6 protein-coding genes are annotated in these 15,480 nt (G+C 38.4%); 5 read left to right on the top strand and 1 reads right to left on the bottom strand.

Features of this window, described 5'->3' with window-relative positions; translation table 11 throughout:
• Positions 1-284: 284 nt before the first annotated feature.
• Positions 285-8,183, top strand: coding sequence for a QWxxN domain (locus EM4838_RS13430; RefSeq protein ID WP_071866534.1), 7,899 nt, complete (start codon positions 285-287; stop codon positions 8,181-8,183).
• 519 nt (positions 8,184-8,702) lie between these two features.
• Entirely contained in the window at positions 8,703-9,104 is a 402-nt protein-coding gene (locus tag EM4838_RS13425; protein WP_071866535.1) for a hypothetical protein, read from the top strand.
• Positions 9,105-9,240: 136 nt separating this feature from the next.
• On the opposite strand, the gene proC is transcribed toward EM4838_RS13425, so the two are convergent.
• Positions 9,241-10,035 carry a pyrroline-5-carboxylate reductase gene (gene proC / locus EM4838_RS13420; protein ID WP_071866536.1) on the bottom strand — a complete coding sequence of 265 codons (795 nt, stop codon included), beginning with the start codon at positions 10,033-10,035 and terminating at the stop codon, positions 9,241-9,243.
• 434 nt (positions 10,036-10,469) lie between these two features.
• Between proC and mprF the strand changes: the two genes are divergently transcribed.
• From mprF to EM4838_RS13400, 3 genes are all read left to right on the top strand, one after another.
• The gene (gene mprF, locus EM4838_RS13415) at positions 10,470-13,040 is read left to right on the top strand and encodes a bifunctional lysylphosphatidylglycerol flippase/synthetase MprF (protein ID WP_071866537.1); all 2,571 of its coding nucleotides are present in this window, start codon (positions 10,470-10,472) and stop codon (positions 13,038-13,040) included.
• 112 nt (positions 13,041-13,152) lie between these two features.
• Positions 13,153-14,001 (top strand): 4-(cytidine 5'-diphospho)-2-C-methyl-D-erythritol kinase, encoded by an 849-nt coding sequence (gene ispE, locus EM4838_RS13410; RefSeq protein ID WP_071866538.1) that lies wholly within the window; start codon positions 13,153-13,155, stop codon positions 13,999-14,001.
• Positions 14,002-14,535: 534 nt separating this feature from the next.
• Positions 14,536-15,474 (top strand): metal ABC transporter substrate-binding protein, encoded by a 939-nt coding sequence (locus tag EM4838_RS13400; protein ID WP_071866539.1) that lies wholly within the window; start codon positions 14,536-14,538, stop codon positions 15,472-15,474.
• Positions 15,475-15,480: the final 6 nt, after the last annotated feature.

The following is a 15,480-nucleotide window of genomic DNA, read 5'->3' as shown; positions in this document are numbered from 1 at the left end:
TTAGGTGTGTAAAAACACTTAAATGAATTCCTTTTTACCTAGCAAAAAAATGCACACCTTCTTGAGTAATAAATTGAAAATCAGGCATTTCATCTTGGAACGTTCAAGCTAATTTATTTGACCATTTTTTTCTAAAATACTTGAATAAAAGGCACATAAATGTTTACCACCCTTGTATGATGAAAGTGAAGGGGAGAAGAGATATGTAGAAAAGCAAATAAAACTAGTGATTTTTAACACTTTATTCAGTTGATGTGCATCTTTTAATGAAGGAGTGAGACGAAATGCCAGGAGAAGATTTTAATAGAAGAATCGGTGAATTCTACAACGAATTTAATATGAAGGATGACCCAAAAGAACGGCAAAATACGATGTATGACATTGCAAGTAGATTAGGTCAGACGCCGACAGACCTCCTGACCCCTGCAGGCTTCCTCTTTATATGGAGCGTTCTAGCAGGTCTACGGATGCCAGAGGATCGCCCTGATCAGCAACGAGCTGTCCAAGATTCAGGTGCGGTGTTAGAAGTAGATACGCATGTCGAAATTCAACAGATCGGAAATCAAGTACGAATGCCTGCGCTCAAGTCTAGCTCGACTTTTAACCCCCAAAAAATAACCCCGCCTTTACCAACGAATACTACTCAAATAAAACAAAACAAACTAGAAGTTGTCTCGCCGCTTTCGGATTTAGCAGACGCTGCTCACCAATTCAGTATAGATGTGCACAAATTAGCCTATGGTATTTCAGAACTTATTGACTGTTCAACGTCCGAACAAGCATTCCACAAAAAAGAATACGGCTTATGGGAAAATAAAAATCATACACAAATCCACTTTAAGACAGTTTGCCAAAATGCTATCGCCGCCTCACAAACATTGAATGAAACACGAAGTAATACAACGCGCTCTCTCCAGCAATTTTCATTCAAGAAAAGTACGGATGCAAATGATCCACAGCAATTTAATGCAAGTAATGCGGCTGAAAAGTTGAAAAATTTCTTTCAAAAGACTTTTGAGGAAAAGTATCAGAAGAATGGGACGACAACAGACGTTCCAGTACCAGAAAATGTAACTCTTAGTGTGACTTCTTTTTGGAATGGTCTAAATGAAGTGTTCAGCTCATTCTTTTATCAGCAAGAGCAGATCATTGATTCATTGAATCACACAGATGAAAAATACAATATGTTAGGGCATTTTACAGAGTTATTGATCCAAACTTTTTCTAGCGATCCTAAAACACAAGAGAAATCTTCTGATCCGTTAGGCAAAGATAATAGAAAATATGAGCGACAGCATATTTTAAAACAGCAGCTTCTGGCAAGTGATTCGAAAAGACAAGCCGCTCACGGAACAGAAGTGAGCATCACCGCAAAACTTGTTGCTTTGGCCAAAGATTTTTCAGAAGTGTTCGATCGTTTCGTTAAACGTTATGATTACTTACAAACAAGAATTGGCGCGGAAGCAGCAACCATCCCTACGCAGTCAATGGATGCGCCACCTTTAATTGAAACAACAAACCCAACGCTTATTGGACTGAAATCGTCGGAAGCACTCTCTGAAGCAACACATGAGAAAATCAACAAAATCATGTTAGCTTATATGGAAAATAAACCTTCACCTGTACCAGTCAATGAACCATTTACACCGTTCTGGTATGATCAAGAAGTCTTTGGGCAGCGCAGTGAAACAGACAAAGCAAATGAAAGAATCAGACAAGCTGTTTGTGAACAACGCAGTGAGTTATGTGCCATTAAAGATAAGCCATATAATGAGTTTTTTCTCGCTCTTCAAAGCTGGGCGAATAGAGGTGCATCAAACCATGAACTTCTTGAGAAGAGACAACAGCTTGCTAAAATTATTCTTAGTGCTTATGGTCTTTCCGTCGTGCAGTTATCTGCCATTAGAGCAATCAATATTTTCTTTCAATGGGAAACAAATAACGTGTTTAAACCATATACTTTTACTGAAACTAAGAATATTGAGATCAATCCGATACAAAAACATAATGAAACAGTCACAGAAAATGATCTAACCAATAATTTATTCATCCCTGTTAGTGCTTCTGACTATAGTATGGTCCTTCAAATCACCGAAGCCATCTCTCAAGATATACAACCCTTTGATCAGTCAGAATTATTGCCAGTTTTTCATTTTGATGAACCGCTTTTTCAGCAGAAAAATCAGACAACTGATGTGAATCAGATACTTAAATCTTTTTTCATCGGTACAGGAGTTGTTAGCCAGATAGATACCGACTTGGAGTTGATTAAGGTTGTTCAAAATTGGGCAGGTAGGAATTGGAAAAATGACCAAACCATACAGTCAGAGCGGGCACAATATTTAGCTTATCTCATCCACAAAGGGTACGGGATTGAAAATAGTAGACTAGGAGATTTCTTATCCGATATACAATTACAAGCAATTTATAAACAATGGAAAACTAACACGTTGCTAGCGGGGTATCTTTATAAAGAGAAGACGAAACAAACCATTCAATATGATTTATCACCAGCAGAGACTGCCTCAATTCTTCAAGTTCAAAAATATTTAAAAGAAAACAATCAGATCTATGAGGACTTTATCCTTGATCGACCAGATAGTATTCCTAAGCAAACACTAATCGTACCAATTTATTATCATAAACAGATTTTTGATATGCGAGAGAATACCCAAAAAGCGAATGGCGAAGTCGGCAAGTTCCTATATAAAGAACAAATGTATTTTACAACGGCAACACCACGTCAACTGGTTTTGTTGTTACAAAAATGGATCTTTGCAGGTTTACAGTACGAAGAAATCTGCAAAAGACAGAACATAGCAGCGAATATGATTGTGAGGGCTTATGGTGGGGCAGCTGTTCCCTTGACGGATGCTGAGTCACGAGCGATTGTGTTGCAGTGGGAAAACAATAACGCACAGATTGGCTATACGTATAAGAAGGGGCAAGACAATCGTTTGGGTATCGATATTGAAGAAATCAAAAAGAATCAAGAACAGGAGCATGAAGAAGAAGTTAAGAAAAAGATTGAACGTTTTTTTTTAGAAAATGATTTTAAGCCTACGACACAAACGAATAGCCAGCCAAAAGAAGTGTTACATACTACCGTAGATCGTATAAAGTTAGAGAAAGAAAAACAAAGAGTAGCTAAATTTTTAACTGAAAAAGGCGTAGATTGTGAAACTACGGATGCTGATGCTTTTGCGAAAATAGTCTCAAGTTGGGTACTGCTGGAAGGAGCAAATCAAGAGGTTATAGACATGGTAAAAATGAAACAAATTGCTCAAGTCATCCTTGGTGAGGAAGTAGATGGCGTCATTTCAAATAAAGGCGCAGAAATCACGTTCACGAATTGGTTGTGGGACATGATCGAAAGCAATCATTTAGTTTTGCCTACCACCACTCCCTCTGCGATTGTAGATGAAAAAGCAGAATCTATACCAGCAGTAACAATCAATAAGTGGTTGGATAAGAAAATCATGACACAAGTTGAGACATTTTTTCGTCAAAAAGGCATGTTGTCTACTACCCAAGTAAGCAAAGAAGATGTTTTGTCCGCTATGGGGGAATGGTTTGGACAAACAGGGATGGATGGCAGAGTCTCATCTGAGAAAGTCCAAGCGATAGCAAAAGTTATCCTGAAAGAGTTAAAATTATATGGTGGAAAGCCAGAGGAAATGATCTCAGATAGGGACGCTGAATTGACCGTAATGAAATGGACAGTTGAAAATGTCCTGGGTACCACAATAGAAGGGTATGCAGCAAAAAAAATCATTGATTCATCTGACCCATCTACATTTACGATCGGCCAGCTTAGGAAGTCATTTTCCGTAGAAGAATTGATAAAAGCAGATCTAATCAACATCCCACCGAAATCTGCCACTCAACAAGTCGATCAAAAAACAGGAAGACAAAATAATATCACTAAACTATGGATTATGTTCATGAATCGAGCACTACCTAATTATTTTCTTAAATCAAGTGAGGTTGGTGACGATGTATTGATCGCTGATTATGATTCTTTAATGCAGATGACTGGCTCTAGAATATTAAAGGATTTAGGGTATCTTGAGAAATTCAATCAGACAGAAATCAAATCAGTAGGCGAACTTTTTTTTGAGAGCTTTAGAGATAAAGGGATTGATACTGTCGAAGAAATTTCTCATCTTTTAGTTCCAGCGACATTGGCTATCGCTCAGTTGGACCCAGATATTCTCAGAGGTCCAATAGCAAAAGGGGACTATCAACAAGTCGCGTTAAGCACCTTTGTCAATTATTTGCAACGTGGCTATTTTGAACTAATAAAAAAGCAAGAAATGGTCAATGACCTTGTCTTATCTTATCAAACAGCAGTAATAAACTGGCGTCAACAATCAGCGCTTGTGGATGAAGTACTGGAAGAGTGCAAAAAACTCGGTATCACGGTTAGTCTTGCGGGTGGGCAAGTTTATCTCGCTGGCGGAAATCCCTGTCCTGGTCCATGGATTCCACCAGATATCAATGAATGGTATATGCGGTTAACGAAAGCTGTATCTGAATCATTTTATTCATTGGATCAGTTTCTGATACGACTTGCGGTGGATTCATTTCACAAAGATGAGTTGAATTTTATATTTTCATCGGAAAGTCGTATATATGAGGCACAGGCAGTGTTGAGTCATAAAGCAAGGCATTCGGCAAGTGGACCAGGAACGTCAGGTTTTCCACCAGTCTTTTTGGCAAAAGAAGTGGAAGTAGAGACGCTTCTTACCTTAGATGAGACAGATTTATTTGTAGTTATTCTTGGTGGAGAAGAAAGATGCTATGCGTTGAAAAGGCTTGAAAAAGATGGAGGATACAAGCTTTATCGCGTTGATAAAGATCCTATGTCATATCTCCGATATGGACTTTTTAATCGACAAGATCTTTGGAAAAATGAATTTCGAAAATATGGTGATAAAGTTCTGATCAGAGATAAGCCTTATATTTTTAAACTAGAATCGAATCAGAACAAACTTTTATTGAAAGGAAATGCACAGGAGGCGTTTATCAACCATATCAGCGGTAAACACAGGGATAAAGTCTATCGACAACTCTATGATTCAGGAAGAGAGACAACAATGGTTACAAAAATTTGGGATGTTTTCAAGCATCTCATTCCTTTTTACGATTGCGTGGTCGGTAGTATGAATAAAGATATTGGTGAGGCGGTTCCCAGTTGTATGCTCGATGCAGTGTCCTTGATTCCTGTATTGGGTCAAGTCACAGCCCTCAATACGAGATTTGTATTTGGTATGGCAAGAACGATCATGAAACAAGGTGTAGCAGGTATAGTACGTCATAGTACGCGCTTCCTCCCAAGAACATCAGAACTCCGATCAATTGTTGTTAGTGCTATACGTTACGCTGATCCAGGAATAGAATTTCTAAATGATAGTTCACAAGCCCTATTTAAGGGGTTGATACGTTTAAAAAACCAAGCATTTATTAGAAAAGAACTCAAGGAAGTAGTGGCAAAACTTGAAAAATTTGGAATAGAAACCCACGATTGGGCGAAAAGTTATACGCAAGCTACTTTACCAAATAATGGTCCAGAAATACGCGTGAAACGTGTGCAAGATCATTTGTACGTCCCAGTATCAGATTTAAAAAAAGGGACTGTTTATGGAAATCATTTTACATTGCGTGGAACAAAGCTAAGGCTGTTTGAGGGACCGGCAGTTTTTTTTCGCAGACACAAATATTTGGTTAACCGAATTTCAAGGAAGATTCCTAACAGAGATGTAGCTGTAAAAGAACTAAATTTAAATCCTAAAGCTTATGGGGAGGCAACTACATTAACTGTTACTGGAGAAAGAGATTTTCGGCAAACGTTTATTGAAATGAATAAGAAATTAGTGCCTGTCAGAATCAGTACAATTGAGAATCATGGTGTCCGCTATGATATACATGATAGAGGAGCGATATATCCGGTAAACTTTAACGGGATAGAGTGGTATTTTGAAGCAGAAACTAGCCCAACAGTTTCGCTAGCAGTACGTGAGAAGGTAGGAAAGGAATTAAGTCAGTATGAGTCATTACTGACTCCGACTACGCTATCCCCACCGGATGAAAATGGGTTGATGTGGAATTCTGCTGGGCGATCTTATATCAGAATCCAAGAGCAATACCTTCCATTAGTTTTGTTGGACAAGGAAACGAATCGTTACCATTTGGTGAAAAAAAATATTCTTGCACCGATGACCGTATTACGATTGGACACGAATAATGGTGCTTTTCGGTTTGAAACGCCTTTAGAGAAAGCCAATGAAAAATATCCAGGGACTGTCCAATATAATAGCCCTAATTCTCCGCAAGAAGGTATGTCAAAAAAAGAGGATGTAGGGTCAGCTCGCGGAAAGACAGTTGCGCAGAGGAATGAGAATTCATTGTATCCGCCGTATAATACCCTTCCAGAATCCCCAAATAGATGGTGGGGATGGTACGGTATGCTTAATGCAATCGAGTATTCGCCAATGCAAGGCATTTCAAGGTTGGAAGATGAATTAGTTCCGATCAAACCATTGGATCATTTTGTCCCAGAGCCACAAAGAATTGTCTATATCGACGAGGAGAAAGCACAAAAATCGATTTCTGATGAGATTGCCAAAGTATTGTCTTTGAAACCAGATGACCAGTTTCGTGTTTTTTCCGGTTTAGACATAAGTATGGTGCCGGAATCACTTAGACCGTTTATAGAGAAACTTCCTCAAGAATTCAAGAATGCCATAGAAAATTTCAGAATCGTCAAAGATGTGTGTTTAGAATTGTTAAAAGTAGATAAAATCGCAGAAACAGCCGAAGGTCAATACTTAATAAATTTCCTTGACGTGCCACCTTCTGTTCAGCAAGAGAAGATTTTAAAGGAATCGGTAAAGAGACTCCTTTCAATCGCAACCAAGGGTGAACAATTTCTGAGACAATCAGCAGACTGGGGATTTGAAAATATTTGGATCGTTTCGACTGATTTTGTTCTAGATGAGAAGACACATGCCTATTACTCTGTTAGTAATGATAATCCGAAAGCCTATGCCTTTGTATTGAAAGAAGATGCCGAGTGTCGCATCATTATTGTAGCTGATGCTTTCCATAAAAGACCAGAAATTTTACCAGGAATTCAAATAGCAGCACCTCCAGAGATAACGATCACGCATGAAACCACACATATTGTTTCAGGAACATATGATGTTGTTAAATATGGGCTAACGCTTACTGGATTTTTGCCGAGTGGACAAAATGTGAAAGATGATTTTCTTACAAGATACTCGGGTTTTTTTGAACATCCGAATTTTGATCAATTTGTTACAGGGGTAGCAAAACAACAAAATGCCCCTCGTTTATCTAAAAAAACGGTCGTCAAAGCATTTCAAACAGATGCTATGTTATTTACTAACTTTAAACTGACGGATGCTCAATTACTCGCAACGATTATGAGAGATTTCGCCAATCAAAATGAGTTCTATAACCAACCGCGTGTCAAAAGAGAAACAAAGGAAGAGGGATTGGGAGACGGCAAGCTATTCACTGTGTTAGCAATGATGCAAACAGGTAATTTCTTTGTGTTAGAGCAAACTAAAGATTTAGAAAAGAAGCAAGACTTGTCTGAAATGATGCCGACAGGATCTACTCAAATAAGGGATGAAGTAGCGGATTTTGCAAGGATCATAAGTCATGGTAAAAAGATTAATAAAGAGACCAATGCGACAGCAACTTACCAGAAGTCTAACGATGATTTTTCAGTTATACCACCAGATAAAAATGTAGAAAGGAAACAAGTAGTACCAAAAATGCCGACAGAAGCATCTGCTCAAAAAAGAGATAAAGCGGCAGATTTTGCAAGGATCATGAGAGGGGATGAGGATAAAAATGAGTCCCACGATCACCCCCGCGTCAAAAGAGAGACAAAAGAAGAATCGGGAGATGGTAAGCTGTTTCCTGTTGCAACGACAATGAAAACAGGTGATTTTTTAGTGATAGAACAAGATAAACGTTTAGAAAAGAAACAAGTAGTACCAAAAATGTCGACAGAAGTATCTGCTCAAACAAGAGATGGAGCGGTAGATTTTGCAAAGATCATAAGTCATGGCAAAAAGGTTAGTAAAGAGACCAACGCGACAATCACTTACCAGCAGTCTATCGTGAAGGGAAAACAGGTCAGTCTGTAAAACGAACAGTAAAGGACACTAGCCAAAAAAAGATAGAACAGAGATAAGGTATAATTTTACTACTGTAAGTATCAGCTAAAATATGAAGAACAAACTCTTCGATCACTAAGACAGTAAGCATAAAAATGTGCAGTCTTATTTTCGAAGAGGTTACGGATGTTCTCGGCGTTTATTCAGTTCTAAGGTGACAGAAAAAAGTGAATTTACAAGGATTTTTATGTATTATTGTTATTATTTAATTTGAAAATCAACGGATAAAGGACGTATTAACAATAGGTTATCGTATGTCGAATAGTAACAATAAAAAAAACAAATTATTGAATACAGTACTCTAAATAAGTGGTTTAATGTTTAGCGAGCACTCTCACTAAATGTTAAAGGAGGAGTATAAATGATTAAATCTGAAATTTTTACCTTGTCTGTCACAATGAGTATGTTATCTAGTGGAGAAGCAAGTGCATTCTCTTTAGCTACTGGTGATATGACTGGATGATATGTTCGAGAAGTATGGGATGACTCATGGAGGGTACATCATGGAAAGCATCACAGAACGAGATGACTAATCGTATGAAGAAATACATCATTCAATTACTAGTTATATTTTCACTTGTATTAGCCTTTATCGGCTTGGTTGAGTTTTTATTGAAAGGAAATAAATCTATACTAACATCAACCAGTGGTTTAGGCTATGTTTTTGGCGTTCCATTTTTATCCGTTAAACCGTTTAAGAATGAAACTAGGATAAGAAAAATCCAATATGTGGTTCTTCTATTCTTGTGTTTTTACTTACCACCTAAAATAGTAAGCTCATTTGAAGTTGAAAGATTTGAGATTACACGTTTTTTGTACGCTATATTAATGCTTGTAGGAATACTAATTTTATGTGGAGTAACTTTTACTTCGCATAAAAACAAGAAATAAATAATAGCAAATGTTCACTATAAACAAGCCGAAGAATCCGGAAGTAGGCACAGGTGTTTTCGGATTCTTCGGCTTGTTTTGTTTTAATCATATTAAATTTTATTATTTCCAGTCTATCCTTGCATCGCTTCTTCGTTTACAACATTTCTTTGTCTTTTTCGATCGTTTTCGTGATCCCTGTAATGATTGCGGGGATAAACCCAGCCTCTTCTAATGCGACGACACCAGCAACTGTCGTTCCGCCTGGAGAAGATACTTGGTCAACTAATTCCCAAGGATTTTCATCGCTTGCTAGGAACTTTTGACAGGAACCTAAAATCGCTTTGGCTGCAATTTCTGTTGCTGTTTTTTTAGGTAGTCCATGTAAAACACCTGCACGTCCCATTGCATCGATCAACATATAAATAAAAGCAGGGGAGCTTCCAGCTAATCCGATAAATGTACTGAAATCATCTTCTGCTAAAGGATAAACACTGCCAATCGCTTCAAAGATTTGTGTCGCTTGTGTCAACTGTTCATTTGTTGCTGCTTGGTTTTTGCAGATTGCAGAAACACCCACGCCAACACTCACGTTGACATTGGGCATCACACGAACGATAGCAGCTTCTGGATCAAGTGCTTGTTCTAGTGTTGCAAGCGATTTTCCTGAAGCAATTGAGATAAACAACTGTTGTTTACGATAGTCGCGTAATTCATTTAACACCTGTTCGATGATTTTTGGTTTTACTGCCAAAACAACGATTTCTGCTTTTTCAGCAATCTCTTGATTGGTTTGACAAGCATTGATCCCAACTTTACCAGCAAAGCGTTGAGCATTTTCATAATGACCGCTTGAAACAAAAATATCTTCTTTAGCCACTAGATTATTTGCTAAGATACCGTGAATAATTGCTTGTGCCATATTTCCTGTACCGATAAATCCGATTTTCATGTAATCCTCTCCTTTGATTTTTAGCATAGCTTTCTTTCTCATAATCTGCAAGTCGAGAGACGAACTGTTTTTCCAACTTACTGCTCAGGTCAAAGCGCTTCTTTCACAACCTTGATAAACGGTGTTCAAAAGCCAGCTCCTTCAATAGTAAGTCAAAACGTGAAAAAATATGAGGAGCTATTTTCCCACGTTCTGCCTTACTACTTGGAGCTTAACGGCTTTTTCACGACCTCGATAAACGGTGTTCAAGAAGCTGACCTTCAACACTAAGCTGAAAAATCAAAAAATATGAGAAGCTATTTTCCGATTTTCCAGCTTATTGCTCAGATCAAAGCGCTTCTTTCACAACCTAATGCCCAAAGTGGAAAAATCAATGTAAATAAGATAACATGAATGTATATGTTTAGAAAGTCTACAGGTGAGGAAGGGTGCCGGTGAAAAATAAATTACAGATCATGATCCAGTGGGTGAAAGCACATCAGTTGATTTTGAAGCTGATTTTCTTTGGATCGATCCTTGTTTTTGTGGCGAATCAAGTCGCAAACATTGCCCATGGGATGAGTTGGCAAGATGTCTGGCACACGATGGAACAACAAAGTCATGTCACGTTAGCATGGATGATATTAGCAGGTTTGATTGGTGTGATGCCGATGTTACTTTATGATTGGGTAACGATTCGAGTATTGGAAAAACAAGGCAAGCCCAAAATGAGTCGTAAAGACTTTTTGTTATCTGCATGGATCACGAATACGATCAATAACTTGGCAGGATTCGGAGGGATTGTCGGAGCAAGCTTGCGCGCCAGTTTTTATGGCAAGCACACGAATCGAAAAATGGTGTTGGCAACAGTCTCTAAGGTTGCTTTGTTTCTATTGACGGGTCTTTCTATTTGGTCATTAGTGACGTTCATCAATGTCTTCTTTCTTCAAACAGATAGTGTGTTTCGTAGTTATTGGATTTGGTTATTTGGTGGTAGCTTTCTAGCACCGCTTATCTTTTTGTTTGCCTATTTGAAACGTAAAACGCTATTTGCAGAATTTTATCCTAAAGGTTTACTGGGCTTGTTACTGGCTTCCTTTGGACAATGGACTGGTGCCTTAGTGGTTTTCTTGTTGATTGGGCGCTTGATGGCTGTAGATATTTCTGTATGGTCCTTGTACCCTATGTTTATCATTGCCACATTGATTGGGATGTTGACAATGGTACCAGGTGGTGTAGGCACATTTGATGTGCTGATGATCTTAGGAATGAGTCAACTTGGCGTGCGGCAAGATGTTGCACTTGTTTGGTTGCTTTATTATCGTTTGTTCTACTATGTTCTACCATTTCTTTCAGGGATCGTTTTATTTTTGACACACACAGGCGTCAAAATCAATCGATTTTTAGATAATATTCCCCGACTATTTTTTCAAAAAATTGCTCATTTAGTGTTAGTATGTGCCGTTTATTTTGCGGGAATCATGATGGTCTTACTTTCAACGATCACGAATCTTTCGACTGTCAGTCGGTTGTTTCAAATACTCTTACCCTTTTCGTTTGATTTTTTAGATCAGTCATTGAACCTGCTGGTTGGGTTCTTATTGTTAGGGCTAGCTAGAGCTTTAGCGATGAAAGTCAAAAAAGCGTTTATTCCTACTATTGCTTTACTCGCTTTTGGAATCATCAATACTGTAATGCGCACCTTATCATGGGAACTGATTGTTGTATACCTTTTGATTTTATTAGCGGTGTGGTTATCCCGAAAAGAGTTTTATCGTGAAAAGTTCGTCTATTCATGGGGAGCAATCATATTTGATGCGTGTTTGTTTGGCTTTTTATTTATTGTTTATGCAATCGCAGGCTATCACCGTGGAAGTTTTTGGGTAGGAGATTTAACTGCGAATCGCTTTATTCTCTTTCCATCTGAGGATGTTTGGTTTTCAGGACTGATTGGTTTAGGAATCTCATTACTTGCGTTAGTTGCATTGTACCAATATTTAGCTTCAGAAACAGGGTTTGGTGAACCTCTGGATCAAATGCGTTTAAATCGCCTCTTGACAGCCTATGGTGGAACCGCGGCTAGTCATTATCTGCACTTACCTGGATATACTTATTTTTATTATCAGGAAAATGGTCAAGATAAAGTAGTGTTTGGTTACCAAATCAAAGGAAATAAATGTTTTGTTCTTGGTGATCCGATTGGTGATCCAACGAAGATACGTACAGCTACGCATGAGTTTTTGAAAAAAGCCGATTGTTTTGGCTATGAATTAGCTTTTTATAAAGTATCCGAAAGTTATGTCGTCATGCTTCACGAAGCGGGTTTTCACTTTGCAAAAGTTGGAGAAGCAGCGATTACTAATCTTTCTTCAGACGCGCTTCACTGGCGTACAAAGCAGATCGAATTGCAACGTTTGACGAATGAGGGATACCATTTTACTTGGTATGACCAATTACCTGAAGAGTTGCTCGAACCGATTCAGGAAGTTTCTCAAAAATGGTTGGATGGTTCTCGTGAGAAGCATTTCTCTGTTGGTTATTTTGAGAAAGATTATCTCTTGATGAGTGGTATTGGTATTGTTAGGAAAGAGCAGAAAATCGTTGGGTTCATTACATCTCAACCAATCAATGACCGCCAAGCGGGGTATGATTTATTGCGGTATCTACCGAACCAGCCGAATAGTCTAGGTGATTACTTACTTGCAAATCTACTGGATGTCTATCGCAAAAATGGGTATGCAGAAGCGAATCTAGGGCTGGCTCCCCTTGCAAATGTCGGAGAAACTGATTTCTCGTTCTTGCAAGAAAAAGTGATGAGGATCATCTTCAATTACGGGAATTTCTTTTACTCATTCCAATTAACTTACGAAGAAAAACAACGGTATGTTACTCATTGGGAAGGCCGTTATTTTGCGTATATGAAAGGAAGTAGTTTTACTTTAGCCACATGGCAGCTTTTCTTATTGATTGGTAAAGGGAAAGAAAAAGGAACAAGTCTAGCAGAAGAAGTTCTGACAGAATTGTAAAAATGATTGTAAAGCTGTGAGGAAAGTGTTTACGCATGTTGGTGGAAGCTATACTTTTATTTTCCCCTATGATAGAATACTTTCGACTTAGACTTTTCGAATGGGTGAGAGGATGGAATTGATTGAAAAAGCACCAGCGAAGATAAACTTAGGGTTGGATGTGTTATATAAAAGACCAGATGGGTATCATGAGTTGGAAATGGTGATGTCAAGTGTAGATTTAGCTGATCACTTGTTCTTTGAAGAGCTATCGGAAGATCGGATCATTGTTGAGACGAATAAAGCATTTTTACCGGTAGATCAGCGTAACAATGTGTATCAAGCAGCTTTGTTGCTGAAAAAGAAATACCAGATAAAAAAAGGCGTAAAAATCGCTGTGAAGAAAAATATCCCTGTTGCCGCTGGACTAGGTGGTGGAAGTACAGATTGTGCTGCAGCATTAAGAGGGATCAACCGGTTATGGGATTTAGGCTGTAGCTTAGAAGAACTAGCTGAGATTGGTTTGGAAGTGGGGACAGATGTACCTTACTGTGTTTACGGACAAACAGCTTACGTAGGCGGAAAGGGAGAAATCGTCCAATTGTTGCCAGCGATGCCCTCTTGCTGGATCATCTTGGTAAAACCTAAAATGAGTGTTTCGACACGAACTGTTTTTCGAGAAATCGATACGCAAAAAATCCAACATCAAGATATTCCTGGTTTGGCTGATGCGCTTCGACAACAAGATTATCAAAAAATGTTGACGAAAATGGGGAACAGTCTTGAAGATGTGACAGGAAAACGCCATCCGGTCATTTATCAAATCAAAGAGCGAATGATCAAATATGGCGCAGATGCGGCCCTGATGAGCGGTAGTGGTCCAACTGTTTTTGCCCTTTGTCAACACTATTCCAGAGCCCAACGCGTCTACAACGGATTAAAAGGTTTTTGTGAGGAAGTTTATCTTGTCAGAACGCTATAAACGCATGAAAGAGACACGATGTCATGACGGAAGTAGTCAGCTTCGAGAAATAAGCGGTAAAAGAGGTCGGAACAGAAGTGTTTAGCCTCAAGAAATAAGGCGCCATCCACGAAAATTGTTTTTCAAATTTTTGTGGATGGCGCCTTATTTTCGAAGAGGTTACTTCTGTTTCTGCCGTTTATTCAGTTTTAGGAGATATAAGAGGACTAATATCCCAGACATCTTTCCCGCTGATTTCGTTTTAGAAGATGAAGGATCGTTACCTTCTTTTTTGTTATCAATCTCAACCAATCGTTCAGTGTTATCGGAACAAAAAATAATAGTGTGGAACAGACACTTTTTAACCAAAGTTGAAAGAAAACGATTACGTTCGTTGTTGATATGACGGGCAATTCATTTGTTTTCCGATTTACAGGATAAGTTTGCATTTAAATCAGAAAATCAGATTAAACTATTGACTGTTTTTTTTTAATTTGGTACATTAATCCTCGTTGATAAATCGTAATATTACGATTTGTTTTGAAAGGAGCATATATGAAGAAATATTTATTAGCCGCATCTTTAGCAATAGGAGCTTTCCTATTTACAGCGTGTGGACAGACAACCCAAGAATCGGCACAAGATGAGTTGAACGTTGTCGCAACGTTTTACCCGATGTATGAATTTACGAAAGAAGTCGTTGGTGATACTGGGAAGGTCGAATTATTGATCCCCGCAGGAACGGAACCCCATGATTTTGAGCCAAGTGCAAAACAAAGTGCAACCATTGCGGATGCAGATGTTTTTGTTTATAACAGTCCAGATATGGAATTTTTTGTTGACTCATTGAAAGACACGGTCGATACCGATCGAACGTTGATGATCGAAGCTGCTAAGGGAATTGAACGTTTAGAGTCACAAGAAGAGCATGAAGAAGAACACGAAGAATCAGAAGGACATCAGCATGACCATGCCTATGACCCTCATGTTTGGTTAGATCCAACATTAGCGATCCAAGAAGTACAGACGATTGCTACAGAGCTCGGCAAGAAATATCCAGAGAAGAAAGACACATTTGACCAAAATGCCGCAGCTTATATCAAAAAATTAGAAGCATTGGATCAGAACTATACAGATGCATTAAAAGGTGCAACCAATCGAACATTTGTGACGCAACATGCTGCCTTTGCTTATTTAGCAAATCGCTACGACCTAAAACAAGTAGCCATCTCAGGAGTTTCACCGGATCAAGAGCCTACGCCTAGTCGATTGGCTGAATTGAAAGATTTTGTCGATCAAAATAAAATCGAAGTTATCTATTTTGAAGAAAATGCGTCATCTAAAGTAGCAGAGACATTATCAAAGGAAACAGGTGTAAAACTTGAAGTACTTAATCCTCTTGAGAGTTTGACGAATGAACAAATCAAAGCGGGTGAAACCTACATTTCTACCATGGAGAAAAACCTAGAGGCATTAAAAGAAAGCATAAAGTAAAGGAAG

This window comes from Enterococcus mundtii, from assembly GCF_002813755.1.
GTDB lineage: Bacteria > Bacillota > Bacilli > Lactobacillales > Enterococcaceae > Enterococcus_B > Enterococcus_B mundtii.
The sequence above is the reverse complement of the archived record's forward strand: the minus strand, read 5'-3'. Positions and strand labels throughout refer to the sequence as shown.

What these genes read in the sequence shown, in the direction of transcription:
- EM4838_RS13425 (WP_071866535.1), top strand. Translation starts at nt 8,703, where the DNA reads ATGGAGGGTACATCATGGAAAGCATCACAGAACGAGATGACTAATCGT.
- proC (WP_071866536.1), bottom strand. Translation starts at nt 10,035, where the DNA reads ATGAAAATCGGATTTATCGGTACAGGAAATATGGCACAAGCAATTATT.
- EM4838_RS13400 (WP_071866539.1), top strand. Translation starts at nt 14,536, where the DNA reads ATGAAGAAATATTTATTAGCCGCATCTTTAGCAATAGGAGCTTTCCTA.
- EM4838_RS13430 (WP_071866534.1), top strand. Translation starts at nt 285, where the DNA reads ATGCCAGGAGAAGATTTTAATAGAAGAATCGGTGAATTCTACAACGAA.
- ispE (WP_071866538.1), top strand. Translation starts at nt 13,153, where the DNA reads ATGGAATTGATTGAAAAAGCACCAGCGAAGATAAACTTAGGGTTGGAT.